This window comes from Komagataeibacter melomenusus (genome assembly GCF_013155395.1).
GTDB classification, from domain to species: Bacteria; Pseudomonadota; Alphaproteobacteria; order Acetobacterales; family Acetobacteraceae; genus Komagataeibacter; species Komagataeibacter melomenusus.
The window spans coordinates 26231-46065 of sequence record NZ_JABJWC010000029.1 but is presented as its reverse complement, the minus strand read 5'-3'; the positions used below and the strand labels follow the sequence as shown (position 1 = coordinate 46065).

Below are 19835 nucleotides of genomic sequence, written 5' to 3'. Positions count from 1 at the left end.
GCCACACCCACACCCCCGACCGACCGACCGCGCCGTGGGCGGCGCGTGCTCTACCTGGCGGGCGGGGCGCTGGCGGTCATCCTGGCGGTCGCTTTCCTGCGCCCCCACGGCGACACCCACAAGAAGCACGCCGCAAGCGGCGACCAGCCGGTGGCGGTCACCGCCGTAAGCCGGGGCGACATGCCGGTGGTGCTGACGGAACTGGGCACGGTGGTGCCCATCACCAACGTTACCGTGCAGTCGCGCATCGATGGCTACCTGATGCAGGTGCTCTTTACCGAGGGGCAGCATGTGCACAAGGGCGACCTGCTGGCCCTGATCGACACGCGCCCCTATGAGGTGCTGCTGGCCCAGTATGAAGGCCAGCTGGCGCAGGACGTGGCCCAGCTCAGGGCCGCCCAGGTGGACAACGCGCGCTACCAGCGCCTGATCCAGCAGAACAGCGTCGCCGCCATGACGGCCAAGGATCAGCAGTACAAGGTCGAGCAGCTCGAGGGCACGGTCAAGGCCGACCAGGCGCTTGTCGATAACGAGAAACTCCAGATCACCTACTGCCATATCGTGGCCCCCGTTGACGGGCGCGTGGGCATCCGTGAAGTGGACATGGGCAACTACATCACCGCAGGCCAGACCAACGGCCTGGTGATCCTGACGCAGATGCAGCCGATCTCGGTCATCTTCACCCTGCCTGAAAACGACATCGGCCCCGTGGCCACCCGCCTGCGCGAAGGCACGCCGCTTTCGGTCGATGCATGGGACAGCGCCAACCTCAACAAGATCGCAACCGGCCAGGCCAGCGTGCTTGACAGCCAGATCGATACCTCGACCGGCACGGTGCGCATGCGCGCGATCTTCCCCAATTCGCAGGAAGAACTCTTCCCCAACCAGTTCGTCAACGCCCGCATGCTGGTCAGCACCGACCATGATGCCCTGCTCGTGCCCACCAATGCCTTGCAAAATGGCCCCAACGGCCAGTTCGTGTACGTGGTCAAGGCGGACAGCACGGTCGAGGTGCGCAACGTCAAGACCGGCCATGCCAACAACACCATGACCGTGGTGACAGACGGCGTGAAGGAAGGCGAGCGCGTGGTGACCGATGGCGTGGACCACCTGCGTGACGGGGTGAAGGTGAGCATTCCCCAGGTCGACAGCCCCGCCACCGCGCAGAAGGGCAAGGACTAGGGTGCGCGCCCGCCTGCCCACCCCCCTGCCTGACCTGCCCTGCGCGTTGCCGGAGATTGCCGCGTGAATCCCTCCCGCCTTTTCATCCACCGTCCGGTCGCGACCACGCTGCTCATGCTGGCCATCCTGCTGGCGGGGCTTCTGGGCTATCACTTCCTGCCCGTATCGGCCCTGCCGGAGGTGGAATACCCCACCATCACGGTGCAGACCTTCTACCCCGGCGCCAGCCCCGATGTGATGGCCACCTCCGTCACCGCCCCGCTTGAAACGCAGCTTGGCGAAATGTCGGGGCTGGAGCAGATGACATCACGCTCATCGGGCGGCTCATCGGTCATTACCCTGCGCTTTGGCCTGACCATGACCATGGACATTGCCGAGCAGGAGGTGCAGGCCGCGATCAACCAGGCCAATTCGCTGCTGCCCACCGACCTGCCCGCCCCGCCGGTCTATGCCAAGGTCAACCCCGCCGATACGCCGGTCGTGACCCTTGGCATCTCGTCCAAGACCATGCCGCTGACGGAGGTGGAGGATTACGTCGATACCCGCCTGGCCGAGAAGATCAGCCAGATCTCGGGCGTGGGGCTCGTGACCCTTTCGGGCGGCAACCGCAAGGCGCTGCGGGTGCGCGTCAACATCCCCAAGCTGACCTCGTTCGGCATCGACCTTGATACGCTGCGCACCACCATCGGCAACGTGAACATCAACTCCCCCACCGGCACGTTCGATGGCCCCAAGCGCGCGACCACGCTGCGCATTGACGGGCAGATCACCGGGGTGCAGCAACTGCTTGACCAGGTCATCGCCTATCAGAACAACGGCCCCGTGCGCATCCGCGACGTGGCCAGCGTGGTGATCGGGCCGGAGAACACGGAACTGGCCGCCTGGGCCAACCGCACGCCTGCGCTGGTCATGAACGTGCAGCGCCAGCCGGGTGCGAACGTGATCGCGGTGGTGGACAACATCAAATACGCCCTGCCCCGACTGCAGGAGGCCCTGCCGCCGGGCATCACCATCACGCCGCTGACCGACCGGACCACGACCATCCGCGCCTCGGTGGAGGATGTGGAGTTTGAACTCGGCCTGGCGCTGGTGCTGGTCGTGGGCGTGATCTTCGTGTTCCTGCGCAACGTGCCGGCCACGCTGATCCCCAGCCTGTCGGTGCCGCTGTCGCTGGTGGGCACGCTGGCGGTGATGTACCTGTTCGGCTTCTCGCTCGACAACCTTTCGCTCATGTCGCTCACCATCGCCACGGGCTTCGTGGTGGATGACGCCATCGTCATGATCGAGAACATCGCCCGCTACATCGAGATGGGCGACACCCGCATGCAGGCCGCACTCAAGGGCGCGGGCGAGATCGGGTTCACCATCATCTCGCTCACCGTATCGCTGATCGCAGTGCTGATCCCGCTGCTGTTCATGGGGGATGTGGTGGGCCGCCTGTTCCATGAATTCGCCATGACGCTGGCGGTCACCATCATCCTCTCCGCCGTGGTGTCGCTCACGCTGGTGCCCATGATGTGCGCCCGCCTGCTGCATGAGCACGACACCAAGCATGCCGAGCCCGCCTGGTCAGCCGCCATCGAGCACTGGACGGTCGCCACGATCGAGGGCTATGGCCGCGCGCTCGATGTGGTGCTGCGCCACCGCAGGCTCACGCTGGGCGTGTTTGGCGCGACATTGATGCTGACCGGCGTGCTGGCGGTGATCATTCCCAAGGGGTTCTTCCCCGTGCAGGATACGGGCGTGATCCAGGGCATATCGGTCATGGCGCAATCCACCTCGTTTACCGCAATGAAGCGCCACCAGCAGGAACTTGCCGAGCGGATCTTGCAGGACAGGGACGTGGCCAGCCTGTCCTCCTTCGTGGGGGTGGACGGGCAGAACGTCACCCTCAACCAGGGGCGCTTCCTCATCAACCTCAAGCCGGTGGGCAAACGTTCCTCCACCGCGCAGCAGGTCGCAACCCGCCTGCGGGCCGAGACCGCCGACATACCGGGGGCCGAACTGTACGTGCAGCCGGTGCAGGATCTCTCGCTCGATACCTCGGTTGCCGCCACGCAGTACCAGTTCCTGCTGGAGAACCCCGACTACAGCCAGTTCACCACCTGGGTGCCGAAATTCATCGCCCGCCTGCAGCAGGAAAAAGCCCTGTCCGACGTGACATCGGACCTGCAGGCGGCGGGGCTGGTGGCGCATGTCGATCTCGACCGCACCACGGGTGCCCGCTACTCGATCACGCCGCAGACCATCGACAACGTGCTGTATGACAGTTTTGGCCAGCGCCAGATCTCGACCATCTTCACCCAGTCCAACCAGTACCGCGTGATCCTCGAGGCCACGCCCAGCTTCCAGCAGGACATGGGCTCGCTGAGCCAGATCTACCTGCCGGGCATCAGCGGCAATGCGGGCGAGAGCACGTCCGGCCCCACCCGCTCGCCAACCTCGGGGCTGGTGCCACTTTCCTCCGTCACCACGCTCACGCAGGACACCGCGCCGCTGCTGATCACGCATGTGGGGCAGTTCCCGGCCACGACCGTCTCGTTCAACGTCAGGCCCGGCTACGCGCTGGGCGATGCGACGGATGCGATCGAGCGGGCGGCGAAGGACATCCACCTGCCCTCGAGCTTCCAGACCTCGTTCCAGGGCACGGCGGCGGCCTTCCGCAGCTCGCTGTCAAACGAGGCGTGGCTGGTGCTGGCGGCGCTGGTGGCGGTCTATATCGTGCTGGGCATCCTGTATGAGAGCTTTGTCCATCCCATCACCATCCTGTCCACCCTGCCCTCGGCTGGCATCGGCGCGCTGCTGGCGCTGTGGCTGACGGGCTCGGGGCTGGATGTGATGGGCATCATCGGGCTGGTGCTGCTGATCGGCATCGTGAAGAAAAACGCCATCATGATGATCGACTTCGCGCTTGAGGCCGAGCGGGTGGAGGGCATGACGCCGCTCCACTCCATCCGTCATGCCGCCCTGCTGCGCTTCCGCCCCATCCTCATGACCACGCTGGCCGCCATGCTGGGAGCGGTGCCGATGATGCTGGGCACCGGCACCGGCTCGGAACTGCGCCGGCCGCTGGGCATCGCCATCGTGGGCGGGCTTGCGGTAAGCCAGTTGCTCACGCTGTTCACCACGCCGGTCATCTACCTGCTCATGGACGGGATCAGCCAGAAGCTTAGCCGCCGCTTTGGCACGACGGATGAAACCAGACCTGATGGTGGCCAGCCCGGCCCGCAGGCTTCTGCATGAACCCGCTTGCCATCTTCGTGCGCAGGCCGGTCGCCACCATATTGCTGACGGTGGCGCTGATCCTGGGTGGCATTATCGGCTATACCACCCTGCCGGTGGCCGACATGCCCAATGTGGACTTTCCGGTCATACAGGTGCAGGCGCAGCAGGCCGGTGGCTCGCCCGAGGAAATTGCAAGCTCGGTGGCCGCCCCGCTCGAGCGGCATCTCGGCGCCATTGCCGACCTGACGGAAATGACCTCGCAGTCATCGGCCAACCAGGCGCGGATCACGCTGCAGTTTTCGCTCGACCGCGACATCAACGGCGCCGCGCGTGACGTGGAGGCGGCGCTGCAGGCCGCCCATGCCGACCTGCCCTCCTCGCTGCGGCAGAACCCGAGCTACTTCAAGGCCAACCCCAACGGCGCGCCGGTCATGATCCTGGCGCTGACCTCGCGCACGCGCACGGCGCCGCAGCTTTATGACCTGGCCTCGAACGTGCTGCAGCAGCACCTCTCGCAGATCCAGGGCGTGGGGCAGGTCGAGATCGGCGGCAGTTCGCTGCCTGCCGTGCGGGTGGAGATGAACCCGCTGGCGCTGTACAAATTCGGCATCGGGTTTGAAGATATCCGCGCGGCCCTCGCCTCCGCCAACGCGCATACGCCCAAGGGCTTCATCGATCAGGGCGACAGCCGCTTCGTGCTGTCCACCAACGACCAGGCACATAACGCCCAGGCCTATCGCGACCTGATCGTGGCCTACCATGACAGCCGCCCCGTGCGGCTTGAAGACGTGGCCTACGTGCATGACAGCGTGGAAGACGTGCGCAACGCGGGCTATGTGGATGGCAAGTCCGGCGTGCTGGCCATCATCTTCGCGCAGGCCGGGGCCAACATCATCAACACCAATGACCAGATCCGCGCGCAGATTCCCATGCTGCGGGCCGCATTGCCGGCGGATGTGGACCTTGGCAACTTCATGGACCGCTCCACCACCATCCGCGCCGCCCTGGCCGATACGCAGTTCACGCTGGTGCTGTCGGTGGTGCTGGTGGTGCTGGTGGTGCTTTTGTTCCTGCGCTCGCCGCGCATCACCATCATCCCCGCCATTGTCGTGCCCACCTCCATCATCACCACCTTCGGCGCGATGAAACTGATGGGGTATTCGATCGACAACCTCTCGCTCATGGCGCTGACCATTTCCACCGGCTTCGTGGTGGATGACGCCATCGTGGTGGTGGAGAACATCAGCCGCCATATGGAGGCGGGCATGGACCGGCTGCAGGCCACCCTGCTCGGCACGCGCGAGGTGGCGTTCACGGTGCTGTCGATCACGGTATCGCTGATTGCGGTGTTCCTGCCCATCCTGCTGCTCAGCGGGGTGGCGGGGCGCCTGTTCCATGAATTCGCCATGACGATGTCGCTCACCATCGTCATCTCCATGGTGCTGTCGCTCTCGCTCACCCCCATGATGACCTCGCGCCTGCTCAGGCAGTATGAAAAACCCACCTCGGCCACAAGCGTGTTCGGGCGCATCGGCCTGTGGCTGGAAGCCGGGCTGAATGCTGCCCAGCAGGGCTATGCGCATTCGCTGGAATGGGCGATCACGCACCGGCGCATCACCATCCTGTCGCTACCCGTCACCATCGCCATCATGGTCGGGCTGTTCATCAAGATGCCCAAGAGCCTGTTCCCTGAATCGGATACCGGCATGCTGATGGGCCACCTGATGGGGGACCAGTCCATTTCCTTCCAGGCCATGCAGGCGCAGGTGCATACCGTGCAGTCCGCCATCATGGCGGACCGGGACGTGGCGCATGTGATGGGCTTCATGGGCGGGCGCGGCAGTTCCAACCAGGCCAACATGTTCGTCACGCTGAAGGACAAGTCAGCGCGCAACGACACCCCTGCCCAGACCATCGCCCGCATTTCACGCCGGCTGCACAACATGGTGGGCGCCACGTTCTATGCCTCGGCGCCGGGGCAGTTGCGCATTGGCGGGCGGCAGAGCAATGCGGCCTACCAGTATTCGCTGCATTCCGATTCCTCGAAGGACCTGTACAAATGGACGCCGCTGCTGGTCTCGGCGTTGCAGAAGCATCATGAACTCTCCGATATCTCATCGGACGTGCTGCAGGGTGGTTCAGCGCTTGACGTACAGATCGACCGCGATACCGCAAGCCGCCTCAACATCACGCCGCAGCTTGTGTCGAACACGCTCTATGATGCGTATGGCCAGCGTTCGGCCTCGGTCATCTATAATGCGCTCAACCAGTACCGCGTGGTGATGGAGGTCGAGCCCCGCTTCTGGTCCGATCCGACCACGCTCAAGCAGGTCTGGGTCAGTGTTGCGGGCGGCACGGCGGGCGGCGGCACGCAGTCCAACACCATCCGCGTCAAGGCCGATACCGGCACCACCGCATCGCAACTGAGTGCTGAATCCTTTCGCAACCAGATTGCCAACAAGCTGGCGGGCGGCAACAGCGCCTCGACCGGGTCGGCGGTTTCCACCTCTTCGGAATCCATGGTGCCGCTCACGCTCGTCTCCACCCTCAAGCCCACCAAGACCGCGCTCAGCATCAACCATGACGGGCAGACGGTCTCGAGCACGGTCTCGTTCAACCTGAGCAATGGCGTCTCGCTCAGCCAGGCGGTGCAGATCATCAATGAAGAGATGGTGCGCCTGCACATGCCCGACAACATACAGGGCGCGTTTGCGGGCAATGCCGCGCAGTTCCAGAAATCGGTCAATAACGAGCCGCTGCTCATCCTTGCCGCGCTGGCGGCGGTGTACATGGTGCTGGGCATCCTGTACGAAAGCTACGTGCACCCGCTGACCATTCTCTCCACCCTGCCCTCGGCGGGCGTGGGCGCGCTGCTGGCGTTGCAGGTGTTTGGCGAGGCGTTCTCGCTGATTGCCATGATCGGGGTGATCCTGCTGATCGGCATCGTGAAGAAGAACGCCATCATGCTGGTCGACTTCGCCATCACCGCCGAGCGCGATGAGGGGCACACCGCGCTCGAGGCCATCCGCACGGCCTGCCTGCTGCGCTTCCGTCCGATCATGATGACCACGTTCGCCGCAGCCCTTGGGGCCCTGCCGCTCATCTTCGGCCATGGCTACGGCTCGGAACTGCGCCGCCCGCTGGGCATCGCCATCGTGGGGGGGCTGCTCGTCAGCCAGGCGCTCACGCTTTATACCACGCCGGTTGTCTATCTCTATCTCGACCATATGGGGATAGCCTGCCGCGACCTTTTCAACCGGCTGTATGGGCGGCTGTCCCGACGCCATCGTCTTTCCCACCAGCAGGATTCCTGAACCGGATGACACGTCCCTCGCCATCCCCCATCCGTGCCAGCCATGCGCCCCGCCGCCGCCTGCGCCTTGGCCTGGCCCTTGTGCCGCTTGCGGCGCTGAGCGGATGCATGATCGGGCCGAAATACCATCGCCCCGCCGCCATCGTCTCGGCCCACTTCAAGGAATTGCGGCCCGAACCCGGCTGGGAAACCGCCAACCCGAAGCTTGCGGAGCTGCCCAAGCATGACTGGTGGACAATCTATAACGACCCCGTGCTGAACGCGCTGGAGGCGCAGGTTGCGATCTCCAACCAGAACGTGAAGCAGTACGAGGCCAATTACCGTAACGCGCGCGCCATGATCGACAGCGTGCGCGCCCAGCTTTTCCCCACCATCAGCGGCAGCCTTGGCTTCAACCGCGCGGGACATGGGGCGGGGTCGCTTTCCTCCACCGGCAGCAATTACGCCAAGGAGGGCTCGACCTATAACACCTATGATATCGGCCCCAGCGCCAGCTGGGATCTCGACATCTGGGGCAAGATCCGCCGGCAGGTGCAGGAGCAGGTGACCGCGGCGCAGGCCAGTGCGGCCGACCTTGCCAACGCCACGCTGTCCTATCAGGCGCAACTGGCCACGGCCTATTTCAACCTGCGCTACCAGGACAGCCTGACCGACCTCTTGCAGCGCTATGTCCACTTCAATGAACAGGCGCTCCAGATTACCCAGAACCAGTTCGAGGCGGGCACCGCGGACCCCACCGCCGTGCTGCAGGCCCGCACCACGCTGGAGCAGAACCGGGCCTCGCTGGTTCAGGCGGGCATCAACCGCGCGCAGTACGAGCACGCCATTGCCGTGCTGGTGGGCAAGCCGCCCGCCGATGTCACGATCGCCCCGGCGGAGCTTGCGCGCACCGTGCCGCCCATTCCGGTCAGCGTGCCGGCCGACCTGCTGCAACGCCGCCCCGACATTGCCGCCGCCGAGCGCACGATGGAGGAATACAACGCCATGATCGGCGCGGACATGGCCGCCTTCTTCCCCGACATCACCATCAATGCCAGCTATTCCCAAAGTGGCGGCGACCCGGTGACCTCGCTGATGCAGGCCATGAACCGGGTATGGTCGCTTGGCGCTTCCGCCACCGAGGTGCTGTTTGAGGGCGGCTCGCGCACGGCGGCCGTGCATGAGGCCAATGCCCAGTATGACAGCGCGGTGGCCACCTACCGCCAGACCGTGCTGACCGCCCTGCAGAACACGGAAGACCAGCTTTCGAACCTGCGCATCCTGGCCGAGCAGAGCCGCCAGCAGCAGAAGGCGCTCGACCTCGCCAACCGCACGGTCGAGGTCTCGCTCAACCAGTACGAGGCCGGAACCGCGATCTATACCACCGTCATCACCAACGAGAATTCGGCCCTGAGCGATGCCGAGACGCTGCTTGGCATCCAGCAGCAGCGCATGGTCGACAGCGTGAGCCTGGTGCAGGCGCTTGGCGGCGGGTGGGATGCCTCCCGCCTGCCCAGCAAGAAATCGCTGCAAAAGGACAATCCGCTCCTGCCCTCCTTCATCCAGAAGGACACCAACAAATAGGCATGAAAAAACCCCCTGTGCCGCATGGCGCAGGGGGTTTTGGCAGGGCCGGGCGGGTTGCTACCGGAATAACGTATTAGCCGAGAACAGCACCAGCAGCACCACGACCACGAAGCACAGGATGGCAATGAAGAACAGGATCTTCGCCATCCCTGCCGAAACGGCGGAAATGCCACTGAAGCCGAACAGACCGGCCACCAGCGAGACAATAAGAAAAAACAGCGCCAGTTTCAGCATGGCTTATTTCCTTGCAAATCGGTCATGCGCCATTCAACGCGACAGCACGGCATATGTTGCCTCAACCGCGCCTGCGGCGCAGGAACGCGGTTACGATAAAGCCCAGGAAGGAGGCCCCAAGCAGCGCCACGAGCGGGCGGTCGGCGGTCACGTCACGCAGGCTGTCGCAGATCTCGCCCAGGCCCTGCTGTGCGGCACCACCGGCGCCCTGCATGCGGGCTGACAGCGGCATGCCGGAATCACCGACAAAACCATCCAGCCCATCCTGAAGGCGGCCGATGCCTTCCTCGAGATGCGCTTCAAGGTTGGGGGGATTTGTCATGCTCTGTCTTCCCTATGCTTGCCAGGGGCGCAGGCCCGACCGCCTTGCCCCCATGCCTTCATGCCCACCTGCGCCAGGCAGGGTGAGTGCCGAGACTTATCATATCTCCGATGCCTGCCAATAGGCCGCATCCGCGCCGGGGTCGGGTTCACCGGCAATCAGCCGCTTCATGCGCGCGGCCATGGCCTGCACGGCCGCCCCCTCATGCGGGCGTGGCCCCACCATGAAGTCGCCCTTCACCCCCGCCGGGTGACCCTGCAGGATGATGATGCGGTCAGCGAGCAGCAGGGCCTCGTCAAGGTCATGGGTCACGAACAGCACCGTGCCCTGCCTGCGGGCATGGATGTCGAGCAGTTCGCGCTGCAGGCCGGCGCGCGTAATGGCATCGAGCGCGCCAAAGGGTTCATCCATCAGCAGCAGGTCAGGTTCCACCGTCAGCGCCCGCGCCACGCCAACGCGCTGGCGCTGCCCGCCTGAAAGCTGGCGTGGCCAGCGCTCCGCCCTGTCGGCCAGTCCCACCAGTTCAAGGGCAGCCATGGCGCGGGCGTGCCGCGCGGCGCGGTTCAGCCCCAGCCCCTCAAGCCCGAGTTCCACATTGCGCCGCACGCTGCGCCACGGCATGAGCTTGGCATCCTGAAACACCATGGCGGCGGGCCGGTGTGCCTGCGCTGGGCGCGCGTGCAGCGTCACCTGCCCCTCGCTCGGGGGCACAAGCCCCATGATGACGCGCAGCAGCGTGGACTTGCCCACGCCCGAGGGACCGAGCAGCGCCACGAACTCGCCAGCCCGGATTTCAAGATCGACATGGCGCAGGATGAAACTGCGCCCATGATCGTGCGACAGGCCGATATTCTCCAGCCGCACCACGACCGCGCCGGGGCTGGCGGGGCCAGTTTCGCATGGTGCCATCGTGTTCATCCCTGCCAGCCCAGCAGCCTGCGCCGCACCAGCATGAACAGCGTGTCGGTCACCGCATAGAGCAGCGCCATGGTGAGCATGTAGACCACCACCAGATCGGTCGCGAGCAGGCTCGAGGCCTGCATCATCCGCGCGCCAATGCCCGGCACGCCAAACAGTTCCGCCGCCACGACCGACATCCAGGCCTGCCCGATGCCCGTGCGCAGCCCATCAAGCACGCCGGGGCTTGCGGCAGGCAGCACCACCGTGCGCAGCCGCGCCCAGAAGCCGCCATGGCCGAAGGCGGCGGCGACCTCATACAGGTCCGGGTCGATTGCGCGCACCGCGCCATAGGCGGCATAGAAATTGATCCAGAACACAGAGATGGCGATGATGAACGTGGCCCCCGCCGTGTTCAGCCCGAACCACAATATGGCAAACGGCACCCAGGCCAGGCCCGGGATGGGGCGCAGCACGCGCACGATGCCCGAGAGCAGCCCATCAAGCACCGGCAGCGCCCCGCACAGCAGCCCCACCAGCGTGCCCATGACCGAACCGGCCACAAGGCCGGTCAGGTAATGGGTCAGGCTGTCGCGGATGGCCTGCACCCATGCCCCGCTGCGCACCTCATCCAGCCATGCCGGGCCGAGGCTGGAGGGCGCTGGCAGGAAGCCGGACTGTATCCACCCCCAGCGCACGGCGCCTTCCCATACGCCAAACAGCACGACCACCCCGGCCAGCCCGAGAGCAGGACGAAGCAGGTGGGCGCGGGCCTGGCTCATGGCCGGACCTGCCGGTAGGTCTCGAGGTCAAACAGGTCGGCCACCGGCTCGGCCTTGCGCAGCAGGCCGCTCTCAACCTCGAAATCCTGCAACTTGCCCACGGCCGCCACGATCCGCTCGGGATCGGACACATAACCACCCGCCGAAGCCTTCAGCGCCTCGATGATGATCGCCGTGGGCAGCATGCCACCGCCAAGTGCTTGCTGCACGTAAGGCGCCGCCTGCTCGGGGTCGGTTGCCAGAAGTTGCGTGGCCTTGACGAAAGCGCTGACAAACGCGTTTTTCCACGCCGCCCGGTCAGGCGCGTTTTCATTGACAATGGCCAGCACCGATCCCGGCTGGCCGGGCATGAGGTCATGACCCGAGGCCAGCACCCGTGTTGCGGGCAGACGGTGGCGGATGATGGTCAATGCCGGTTCGCGCAGGATCGCGCCATCCACCGCGCCTGCCAGAAAGGCCTGCTGGGCGGCATCGATATCAATGCCCACGATATCGGCCACCTGCGCCGGGTCGAGCCCGTTGCCTGCCTTCAGCCAGTAACGCAGCAGCGTGTCCGGCACCGAGCCCAGGGGCTGGGCGGCAATCTTGGGCTTGTGGCCATCCCTGCTGGTAAAATCGGCCAGGCGCTGGCGCAGCGCATCGGGGGCCAGTGTTGCAGGCTGCTCGGGCAGGCCCGTTGCCAGATCCCCGCGTGCGACGACCTCAAGCTCCTCCGTCGCCGCACTGGCCACCACCTTGACATCCGCGCCATGCGCACGGGCCTGCAACAGCGGCAGCACGCCCGCCACATAGGCATCGATCTTGCCCGATATCAGCGCCTGTATGGCCTGCGGCCCGGACTGGAAGCGCACAAGCTGCAACTCCACGCCCGCATCATGCCCCCAGTTCGTGCCCTGCATGACAAAAAGCGGCGCCGAACCGATGACGGGAATATAGCCCACCCGCACGGCAGCCGCCTGCGCCGTGCCGCACAGCATCATCACGCTGGCCATGGCGTAAAGCCCGCGCCGTAACAGATGCCCCCAAACCCTTGCTGCCATGTCTTACGCCCCATCCTGCCACGCAGGCCAAATCCTGCGGGTAAGAGATTTTTTGAAAACACCCGATTGATAAAAGATGCCACGCATCGCCTGCCTTCAGGCCAGACGACAGAGCGCGATGCCTTTTGAACACAAGCCAAGTGTATTAATCAGTAATGTACGAAATCCTGCCTGTATATCTATATAACGATGAAAAAGATCAATTAGGCCCGCGACACAAAAAAACCCGGCATAAAGCCGGGCTTTCTTGAAGGAACAGGGTTCCTCAGGCTGCCAGGTTTTCTTCCGTGGCGGCCTCGGGGCGCGGACCGCTGTCCTGGCCCTTGGCCGACACATCGCGGTCAACCAGTTCGATCACGGCCATGTCAGCCGCATCGCCATGGCGCATGCCCGCACGCAGCACGCGGGTGTAACCACCCGAGCGCGCCTTGTAGCGGTCAGCCACGGCAGCAAACAGCTTGGACACGATCTTGTCGTCACGCAGCTGGGCGAAAGCCTGGCGGCGGGCATGCAGATCGCCGCGCTTGCCAAGGGTGATCAGCTTTTCCACAACCGGGCGGAGTTCCTTCGCCTTGGGCAGCGTGGTGGTGATCTGTTCGTGCTTGATCAGGGCGACAGCCATGTTGCGAAACATGGCCTGTCGATGGGACGAGGTAACGCCGAGCTTACGGCCGGCAACACCGTGACGCATGATGTAATTTCCTGTTTTATCCGGTTCGGAGGATCAGAACGGCTCGTCGAGCCTCTTGGCCAGATCTTCGATATTTTCCGGCGGCCATGCCGGCACATTCATACCCAGTGAAAGCCCCATGGCGGTCAGGACTTCCTTGATCTCATTGAGCGACTTGCGGCCGAAGTTCGGGGTACGCAGCATCTCCTGCTCGGTCTTCTGAACCAGATCACCGATATAGACGATGTTGTCGTTCTTCAGGCAGTTCGCACTGCGGACCGACAGCTCAAGCTCATCAACCTTGCGCAGCAGGTTGCGGTTGAACGGCAGGTCATCCTGCGGCTCTTCCGTACGCACCGTGCGCGGCTCATCGAAGTTGATGAACAGCTGGAGCTGATCTTGCAGGATACGCGCGGCCAGGGCCACGGCATCTTCCGGTGTCACCGCGCCGTTGGTTTCCACCGTCAGCAGCAGGCGGTCATAATCGGTGACCTGACCCACGCGGGTCTGCTCCACCTTGTACGACACGCGACGGACCGGGGAGTAGATGGCATCAACCGGGATCAGGCCGATCGGCGCATCTTCCGGGCGGTTGGCCGCTGCCGGAACATAGCCCTTGCCCATGTTCACGGTGAACTCCATCCCGAACTTCACCCCTTCATCAAGGGTGCAGATCACGAGATCGGGGTTCATGACTTCAATGTCATGCCCGGTCTGGATCTGGCCGGCACGCACTTCGCCGGGGCCGGTGGCCGTCAGCACCATGCGCTTGGGGCCTTCGCCATGCATGCGCAGCGCGAGCTGCTTGATGTTCAGCACGATGTCGGTCACGTCTTCACGAACACCCGCCACCGACGAGAATTCATGCAGCACGCCGTCAATCTGGATTGCCGTAACCGCAGCCCCCTGCAGGGACGACAGCAGAACCCGACGGATCGCGTTGCCCAGCGTCATGCCAAACCCGCGTTCCAGCGGCTCGGCTACGACGGTAGCAATGCGTGAAGGTTCCGCCCCCGGTTCGACTTCCAGCTTTTCCGGCTTGATCAGGGATTGCCAGTTTTTCTGGAGGACCAAGGTAATGGCCTTTCAAGACTGATCTGCCACCCGAGAGTGGCAGATGGTACCCTGTGGCAGGATACCGGAATGACAATCTTCCCCCGCATGCGGGGGAATACGACTAAGGCAGACGGCGTATCAGACGCGACGGCGCTTGCGGGGGCGGCAGCCGTTATGCGGCACCGGCGTCATGTCACGGATGGCCGTGATCGAGAAGCCGACAGCCTGCAGCGCGCGCAGGGCGCTCTCACGCCCCGAACCCGGACCGGAAACCTCGATCTCCAGCGTTTCCATGCCGTGCTCGCGGGCCTTGCGGCCTGCATCCTCGGCGGCAACCTGCGCCGCATACGGCGTGGACTTGCGCGAGCCCTTGAAACCCTGGGCACCAGCGGAAGACCAGGCAATCGCATTGCCCTGCGCATCCGAGATGGTGATCATGGTGTTGTTGAAGGTGGACAGCACATGCGCCACACCGGAAATGATGTTTTTCCGCTCTTTCTTACGAATACGCGGAGCCGCAGCTTTCGCCATAATTTTCTCGATCCTGTCAGTTCAAACGGTGCACGGAACCCGCAGGCTCCATGCACTCATACCAGGCAATCCGCTGATTAGCGGGTCGCCTTCTTCTTGCCCGCAATCGCCACGGCCTTACCCTTGCGGGTACGGGCGTTGGTATGAGTCCGCTGACCATGGACAGGCAGGCCACGACGGTGGCGCAGGCCACGGTAGCAGCCCAGGTCCATCAGGCGCTTGATGTTCATCGCCACTTCACGGCGAAGGTCACCTTCAACGCGGTAATCGCTGTCGATCAGTTCACGGATCTTGCCGATCTCGTCGTCAGACAGTTCGTTGACGCGCCGCTCAGCCGGGATTTCCAGCTTGTCGCAGATCGCCTGGGCCTTGGTGGCCCCGATACCATAGATATAACGAAGGCCAATTGTGACCCGCTTGTTGCTAGGGATGTTCACGCCGGCAATACGTGCCACGCCACTTACTCCTCGTCCGCCCCTGATTCAGGGCACTAACTATCAGGCAGGGCTGCGTCACACCACCCGCCCTGTGTGGCGGGAGCATCGTGAACATACCGGTTTACGACCGGCCAACCCCATCATCATACATTCTGGCCCTACGAGCCGCCCCTCATGGACGACTCACACGACGCTCATACCTTGAGGGCGCGCAATATACTGCTGCCCCCCATTGAGTCAATTATTTCGCATCACTTTTTAGTGATACGATCGATAATCCCGAAGACCTGCTTCGTCACGTCATCGATATCGGCCATGCCATCCACACGGTACAGCCGCGTTTCCGCCTCGTAATAAGGCAGGATCGGCGCGGTCAGTTCCCGGTAGGTTTTCAGGCGCGCGGCCACGGTGTCACGCCGGTCATCCTCGCGGCGGATGAACTCGTGGCCACCACACACATCGCATGTACCTTCCACCTTCGGCCGCTTGGACACGTCGTTATAGCCCGCGCCACACTTGGCGCAGGTGTAACGGCCCGCGATCCGGTCGGCCAGGGCATCCTCGTCCACGTCAAGCAGCAGCACCGCATCGATGTGCTGCCCGCTGCGGGCCAGCATGGCGTCAAGCGCTTCCGCCTGGGCCCGCGTGCGCGGGAATCCATCAAGGATGAACCCCTTGGCGCAGTCCGGCTGGCGGATGCGGTTTTCAATCATGGCAATGATCAGGTCATCGGACACAAGCTGCCCGTTCGCCATGACCGCCTTGACCTTCTGCCCGAGCGGGCTGCCGGTCGCGACTTCGGCCCGCAGCATGTCGCCCGTTGAAATCTGGGCGATTCCGTAGCGTTCTTCCAGCCGCTTCGACTGGGTGCCTTTTCCGGCACCCGGCGGCCCGAGAAAAATGATATTCACCGCATTTTGCCCTTTCGGCCCCGTCCGCGACGCATGAGGCCCTGATACTGGTGTGCCACCAGATGCGACTGCACCTGCGTCACCGTATCGATCGTCACGGTCACGATAATGATCAGACTCGTACCACCAAAATAGAACGGCACGTTGTAATGGCTGATCAGGATCTGCGGCAACAGGCAGACAGCGACAAGATAGAGCGCGCCAATGGTCGTGATGCGCGTCAGGATCCGGTCGAAGAAGGCCGCCGTGTTGGCGCCAGGCCGGATACCAGGCACGAAGCCGCCCTGCTTGCGCAGGTTTTCCGCCGTCTCCTGCGGGTTGAACGTCACCGCCGCATAGAAATACGAGAAGAACACGATCATCGCCGCGTAGAACAGCATGTAGAGCGGCTGCCCCTGCCCCAGCGACTGCCCCAGGAAGGACAGCCAGCCCGGCATCGAGCTGTTGTTGACGAACCCCGCGATGGTCACGGGAATCAGCAGCACCGATGAGGCGAAGATCGGCGGAATCGAACCCGCGGTATTCACCTTCAGCGGCATGTGCGTCGAGTCACCGCCAAACATGCGCTGGCCGACCTGCCGCTTGGGGTACTGGATCACCACGCGCCGCTGTGCCAGTTCCATGAACACGATGAACGCAATGGTCACCGCCGCCAGCACCAGGAAGACCAGCACGAAGAACGGCGAGAGCGCGCCGGTATAGCCAAGCTGGAACAGGCTTGCGAGCGCATTGGGCAGGTTTGCCACGATACCCGCGAAGATGATCAGCGAGATGCCGTTACCAACCCCCCGCGACGTTATCTGCTCGCCCAGCCACATCAGGAACATGGTGCCGCCCACCAGCGTCAGCACGCACGAGACAATGAAGAACAGCCCCGGCGAGACAACGGCCGAGCCTGCCTCCGTATGCATGTTCTCCAGCCCGATGGCGATGCCGTAGGCCTGGAACAGCGCAATGACCACGGTCAGGTAGCGGGTATATTCATTCAGCTTGCGCCGCCCACCCTCGCCTTCCTTCTTCAGGGCTTCAAGGGAGGGAATGGCCGCCGACATGAGCTGCACGATGATCGAGGCACTGATATAGGGCATGATGTTGAGTGCGAACACGGTCATGCGCCCCAGCGCACCACCCGTGAACATATCGAACATACCCAGGATACCGCCCTGATGCCGGGCCAGAAGCTGCCCCATCACCGTCGCATCGACGCCAGGGACGGGGATATAGGTGCCAATCCGGTAAACGATCAGCGCACCGAGGGTAAACCAGATACGCTTCTTCAGTTCCGTCGCGTTGGCGAAGGAGCTGAAATTCAGATTGGCAGCCAACTGTTCGGCCGCGGAGGCCATGCGCCCATCCTTTCACAAGAACAGCGCCACCGCCGAAAACGGGACGCTGTCATGATAAAAAAAACCGCAGAAAGTAATAAAGCGATGCGCCCGCCGAGTGCAAGCAGCATCGCTTTTATCATGCTTCGGGTACAGAACGTGCCTGTGCCCCCAGCCGGTCATTCGGCGGCAGGAGCCTGCTGCTTCTGGACCTTGACCTGCACCTTGCCGCCAGCCTTTTCAACTGCGGCAATGGCACCGGCCGAAGCGCCGGACACTTCAATGGTCACGGCATGGTTCAGCGCACCATCGGCAAGCAGGCGGATGCCGTCAAAGCGGCCTGAGCCGGCCAGACCGGCCTTGGTCAGGATCTCTTCCGTCACCACGGCCTTGGCATCGATCTTGCCAGCAGCAATCGCCTTGTCGAGCACGCCCAGGTTCACCACCGCATAGTCCTTGCGGAAGATGTTCTTGAAGCCGCGCTTGGGCAGACGACGGTAGATGGGCAGCTGACCGCCTTCAAAACCGTTCAGCGACACACCGGAGCGTGCCTTCTGGCCCTTCACACCCTTGCCCGACGTCTTGCCCTTGCCAGAGCCGATGCCGCGACCAAGGCGCTTCTTGCGATAGCGTGCGCCCTCGTTGTCACGAAGTTCGTTCAGGTTCATCTCAATCCTCCACCTTGATCAGGTGGGACACCTTGCGGATCATGCCACGAACCGAAGGGGTATCCTCCAGCTCGCGGGTACGACCGATCTTGTTCAGGCCCAGGCCCACCAGCGTAGCCTGCTGGCCCGGCTTCTGGCCATTGCCAGAATGCACCTGGGTAACGCGAATGGTTGCCTTGGTATCAGACATCGGCCGCAGCCTCCGTCGCTACCGCAGCCTCGCGGCGCCCCAGGATGTCCGAAACCTTCTTGCCACGGCGGTTGGCAACCGAACGCGGGCTGGCGCAACGCTCCAGCGCGGCGAACGTCGCCTTGACCATGTTGTGCGGGTTGCGGGTGCCGAGCGACTTGGCCACCACGTCATTGATGCCTAGGCTCTCGAACACGGCGCGCATCGGACCACCGGCAATGATGCCCGTGCCTGCATCAGCAGAACGCAGGACAACCTTGCCCGCCCCGAAGTGACCGGCCACATCGTGATGCAGCGTACGACCTTCCTTCATCGGAACGCGGATCATCGTCCGCTTGGCGCGGTCGGTTGCCTTGCGGATCGCCTCGGGAACCTCACGGGCCTTGCCCGCGCCGAACCCTACGCGACCCTTCTGGTCACCAACAACAACCAGTGCCGCGAATGCAAAGCGGCGACCGCCCTTTACAACCTTGGCAACACGATTGATCGTAACCAGCTTGTCGACCAGATCGTCGCCTTCGCGGTCACGATCGCGACCACCCCGGCCGCCTTCTCTCGGTTCACGTGCCATTATGCGTGACCCTTTCGTCAGAACGAGAGACCGCCCTCACGGGCAGCCTCCGCCAGGGCCTTGATACGCCCATGATACAGATACGAGCCGCGGTCGAAAACGACCTTCGACACACCAGCAGCCACCGCGCGCTCGGCAAGAAGCTTGCCGACCGCACCGGCTGCCTTCACGTCCGTACCACCCTTGAGGGTGGCACGCAGGTCCTTGTCGAGGGTCGAAGCTGCGGCCAGCGTGCGGCCAGCTGCATCGTCGATCACCTGCGCGTAGATATTCTTGCCCGAACGGAACACCGACAGACGCGGACGGCCACCACTCTTGAGGCGAAGCTGGAAACGGAGACGCTGGCGCCGCCGCTCCCGCAGATCCTTCTGCGTGCTCATTATTTCTTCTTGCCTTCCTTGCGACGGATGGTTTCCGTTTCATAACGGACACCCTTGCCCTTGTAGGGCTCAGGCTTGCGGAAGCTACGGATATCAAGCGCAACCTGACCAACCCGCTGCTTGTCGATCCCCTCGACAGTCACGGCCGTAGGCCGCGGGGTGGTGATCTTGATGCCTTCGGGAATCGCATAGACGATGTCATGCGAATAACCGAGGTTCATGACCAGGTTCTTGCCCTGCACCGCAGCACGGTAACCGGTGCCGGAGATTTCCAGAGTCTTGGAAAACCCTTCCGACACACCCTTGACCATGCTCGCGATCAGGGAACGCGTGGTCCCCCACATCATGCGGGCCTGGGCCTCGGTGCCAACCGGCTTGACCGCAACCTTGCCATCCGCGACATCAACGGCGACATGACCGGACAGCGGCAGCTTGAGCTCGCCGAGCTTGCCCTTCGTGGTCAGCACGCCACCAGCAACGGAAACCTGAACGCCCGACGGAACTTCGACGGGATATTTGCCCACTCGCGACATTT

General features: G+C 63.6%; 20 protein-coding genes. 4 read left to right on the top strand and 16 right to left on the bottom strand.

The window, feature by feature from the left end; genetic code table 11:
• The 4 genes from HNW77_RS11620 to HNW77_RS11605 all read left to right on the top strand — a co-directional run.
• Nucleotides 1-1182, top strand: a 1182-nt coding sequence (locus tag HNW77_RS11620) for an efflux RND transporter periplasmic adaptor subunit (protein WP_241694429.1), incomplete at its 5' end; no start/stop codon positions are given.
• 63 nt (nucleotides 1183-1245) lie between these two features.
• On the top strand, nucleotides 1246-4425 hold the full coding sequence (locus HNW77_RS11615) for an efflux RND transporter permease subunit (protein WP_172157794.1): 3180 nt from the start codon (nucleotides 1246-1248) through the stop codon (nucleotides 4423-4425).
• A complete protein-coding gene (locus HNW77_RS11610; protein WP_172157792.1) occupies nucleotides 4422-7721 on the top strand; it encodes an efflux RND transporter permease subunit in 3300 nt (1099 codons plus the stop codon). The genes HNW77_RS11615 and HNW77_RS11610 overlap by 4 nt, the downstream gene beginning before the upstream one ends.
• A gap of 5 nt (nucleotides 7722-7726) precedes the next feature.
• A complete protein-coding gene (locus HNW77_RS11605) occupies nucleotides 7727-9283 on the top strand; it encodes an efflux transporter outer membrane subunit (RefSeq protein ID WP_172157791.1) in 1557 nt (518 codons plus the stop codon).
• 60 nt (nucleotides 9284-9343) lie between these two features.
• Here HNW77_RS11605 and HNW77_RS11600 read toward each other — a convergent pair whose 3' ends face one another.
• From HNW77_RS11600 to rplF, 16 genes are all read right to left on the bottom strand, one after another.
• The gene (locus HNW77_RS11600; RefSeq protein ID WP_172157790.1) at nucleotides 9344-9520 is read right to left on the bottom strand and encodes a DUF1328 domain-containing protein; all 177 of its coding nucleotides are present in this window, start codon (nucleotides 9518-9520) and stop codon (nucleotides 9344-9346) included.
• A gap of 61 nt (nucleotides 9521-9581) precedes the next feature.
• A complete protein-coding gene (locus HNW77_RS11595; protein WP_172157789.1) occupies nucleotides 9582-9842 on the bottom strand; it encodes a hypothetical protein in 261 nt (86 codons plus the stop codon).
• A gap of 99 nt (nucleotides 9843-9941) precedes the next feature.
• Nucleotides 9942-10751, bottom strand: a complete 810-nt coding sequence (locus HNW77_RS11590) for an ABC transporter ATP-binding protein (protein ID WP_172157788.1) — start codon at nucleotides 10749-10751, stop codon at nucleotides 9942-9944.
• A gap of 5 nt (nucleotides 10752-10756) precedes the next feature.
• Entirely contained in the window at nucleotides 10757-11521 is a 765-nt protein-coding gene (locus HNW77_RS11585; protein ID WP_172157787.1) for an ABC transporter permease, read from the bottom strand.
• Nucleotides 11518-12561 carry an ABC transporter substrate-binding protein gene (locus HNW77_RS11580; RefSeq protein WP_172157786.1) on the bottom strand — a complete coding sequence of 348 codons (1044 nt, stop codon included), beginning with the start codon at nucleotides 12559-12561 and terminating at the stop codon, nucleotides 11518-11520. The genes HNW77_RS11585 and HNW77_RS11580 overlap by 4 nt, the downstream gene beginning before the upstream one ends.
• A 265-nt stretch (nucleotides 12562-12826) precedes the next feature.
• Nucleotides 12827-13252, bottom strand: coding sequence for a 50S ribosomal protein L17 (gene rplQ, locus HNW77_RS11575; protein ID WP_061271359.1), 426 nt, complete (start codon nucleotides 13250-13252; stop codon nucleotides 12827-12829).
• 33 nt (nucleotides 13253-13285) lie between these two features.
• On the bottom strand, nucleotides 13286-14305 hold the full coding sequence (locus HNW77_RS11570; RefSeq protein WP_007399646.1) for a DNA-directed RNA polymerase subunit alpha: 1020 nt from the start codon (nucleotides 14303-14305) through the stop codon (nucleotides 13286-13288).
• A 120-nt stretch (nucleotides 14306-14425) separates the two neighbouring features.
• Nucleotides 14426-14818 carry a 30S ribosomal protein S11 gene (gene rpsK, locus HNW77_RS11565; RefSeq protein WP_003621069.1) on the bottom strand — a complete coding sequence of 131 codons (393 nt, stop codon included), beginning with the start codon at nucleotides 14816-14818 and terminating at the stop codon, nucleotides 14426-14428.
• A gap of 77 nt (nucleotides 14819-14895) precedes the next feature.
• A complete protein-coding gene (gene rpsM, locus HNW77_RS11560) occupies nucleotides 14896-15273 on the bottom strand; it encodes a 30S ribosomal protein S13 (RefSeq protein WP_061271361.1) in 378 nt (125 codons plus the stop codon).
• A gap of 233 nt (nucleotides 15274-15506) precedes the next feature.
• Nucleotides 15507-16166, bottom strand: a complete 660-nt coding sequence (locus HNW77_RS11555) for an adenylate kinase (protein ID WP_172157785.1) — start codon at nucleotides 16164-16166, stop codon at nucleotides 15507-15509.
• Complete coding sequence (secY, locus tag HNW77_RS11550; RefSeq protein WP_061271365.1) at nucleotides 16163-17512, bottom strand: preprotein translocase subunit SecY; 1350 nt, start codon at nucleotides 17510-17512, stop codon at nucleotides 16163-16165. Before secY ends, HNW77_RS11555 begins: the two co-directional genes overlap by 4 nt.
• Before the next feature lie 158 nt (nucleotides 17513-17670).
• On the bottom strand, nucleotides 17671-18159 hold the full coding sequence (rplO, locus tag HNW77_RS11545; RefSeq protein ID WP_172157783.1) for a 50S ribosomal protein L15: 489 nt from the start codon (nucleotides 18157-18159) through the stop codon (nucleotides 17671-17673).
• 1 nt (nucleotide 18160) lies between these two features.
• Nucleotides 18161-18349: a 50S ribosomal protein L30 gene (gene rpmD, locus HNW77_RS11540; RefSeq protein WP_061271369.1), complete on the bottom strand. Its 189-nt coding sequence runs from the start codon at nucleotides 18347-18349 to the stop codon at nucleotides 18161-18163.
• Entirely contained in the window at nucleotides 18342-18920 is a 579-nt protein-coding gene (rpsE, locus tag HNW77_RS11535) for a 30S ribosomal protein S5 (protein WP_014105019.1), read from the bottom strand. Before rpsE ends, rpmD begins: the two co-directional genes overlap by 8 nt.
• Nucleotides 18921-18937: 17 nt before the next feature.
• Nucleotides 18938-19300, bottom strand: a complete 363-nt coding sequence (rplR, locus tag HNW77_RS11530) for a 50S ribosomal protein L18 (protein ID WP_172157781.1) — start codon at nucleotides 19298-19300, stop codon at nucleotides 18938-18940.
• Nucleotides 19300-19833, bottom strand: a complete 534-nt coding sequence (gene rplF / locus HNW77_RS11525) for a 50S ribosomal protein L6 (RefSeq protein WP_061271373.1) — start codon at nucleotides 19831-19833, stop codon at nucleotides 19300-19302. The genes rplR and rplF overlap by 1 nt, the downstream gene beginning before the upstream one ends.
• Nucleotides 19834-19835: the final 2 nt, after the last annotated feature.

What these genes read in the sequence shown, in the direction of transcription:
- HNW77_RS11610 (WP_172157792.1), top strand. Translation starts at nt 4,422, where the DNA reads ATGAACCCGCTTGCCATCTTCGTGCGCAGGCCGGTCGCCACCATATTG.
- HNW77_RS11605 (WP_172157791.1), top strand. Translation starts at nt 7,727, where the DNA reads ATGACACGTCCCTCGCCATCCCCCATCCGTGCCAGCCATGCGCCCCGC.
- HNW77_RS11600 (WP_172157790.1), bottom strand. Translation starts at nt 9,520, where the DNA reads ATGCTGAAACTGGCGCTGTTTTTTCTTATTGTCTCGCTGGTGGCCGGT.
- HNW77_RS11595 (WP_172157789.1), bottom strand. Translation starts at nt 9,842, where the DNA reads ATGACAAATCCCCCCAACCTTGAAGCGCATCTCGAGGAAGGCATCGGC.
- HNW77_RS11590 (WP_172157788.1), bottom strand. Translation starts at nt 10,751, where the DNA reads ATGGCACCATGCGAAACTGGCCCCGCCAGCCCCGGCGCGGTCGTGGTG.
- HNW77_RS11585 (WP_172157787.1), bottom strand. Translation starts at nt 11,521, where the DNA reads ATGAGCCAGGCCCGCGCCCACCTGCTTCGTCCTGCTCTCGGGCTGGCC.
- HNW77_RS11580 (WP_172157786.1), bottom strand. Translation starts at nt 12,561, where the DNA reads ATGGCAGCAAGGGTTTGGGGGCATCTGTTACGGCGCGGGCTTTACGCC.
- rplQ (WP_061271359.1), bottom strand. Translation starts at nt 13,252, where the DNA reads ATGCGTCACGGTGTTGCCGGCCGTAAGCTCGGCGTTACCTCGTCCCAT.
- rpsK (WP_003621069.1), bottom strand. Translation starts at nt 14,818, where the DNA reads ATGGCGAAAGCTGCGGCTCCGCGTATTCGTAAGAAAGAGCGGAAAAAC.
- secY (WP_061271365.1), bottom strand. Translation starts at nt 17,512, where the DNA reads ATGGCCTCCGCGGCCGAACAGTTGGCTGCCAATCTGAATTTCAGCTCC.
- rplO (WP_172157783.1), bottom strand. Translation starts at nt 18,159, where the DNA reads ATGAACCTGAACGAACTTCGTGACAACGAGGGCGCACGCTATCGCAAG.
- rpmD (WP_061271369.1), bottom strand. Translation starts at nt 18,349, where the DNA reads ATGTCTGATACCAAGGCAACCATTCGCGTTACCCAGGTGCATTCTGGC.
- rpsE (WP_014105019.1), bottom strand. Translation starts at nt 18,920, where the DNA reads ATGGCACGTGAACCGAGAGAAGGCGGCCGGGGTGGTCGCGATCGTGAC.
- rplR (WP_172157781.1), bottom strand. Translation starts at nt 19,300, where the DNA reads ATGAGCACGCAGAAGGATCTGCGGGAGCGGCGGCGCCAGCGTCTCCGT.
- rplF (WP_061271373.1), bottom strand. Translation starts at nt 19,833, where the DNA reads ATGTCGCGAGTGGGCAAATATCCCGTCGAAGTTCCGTCGGGCGTTCAG.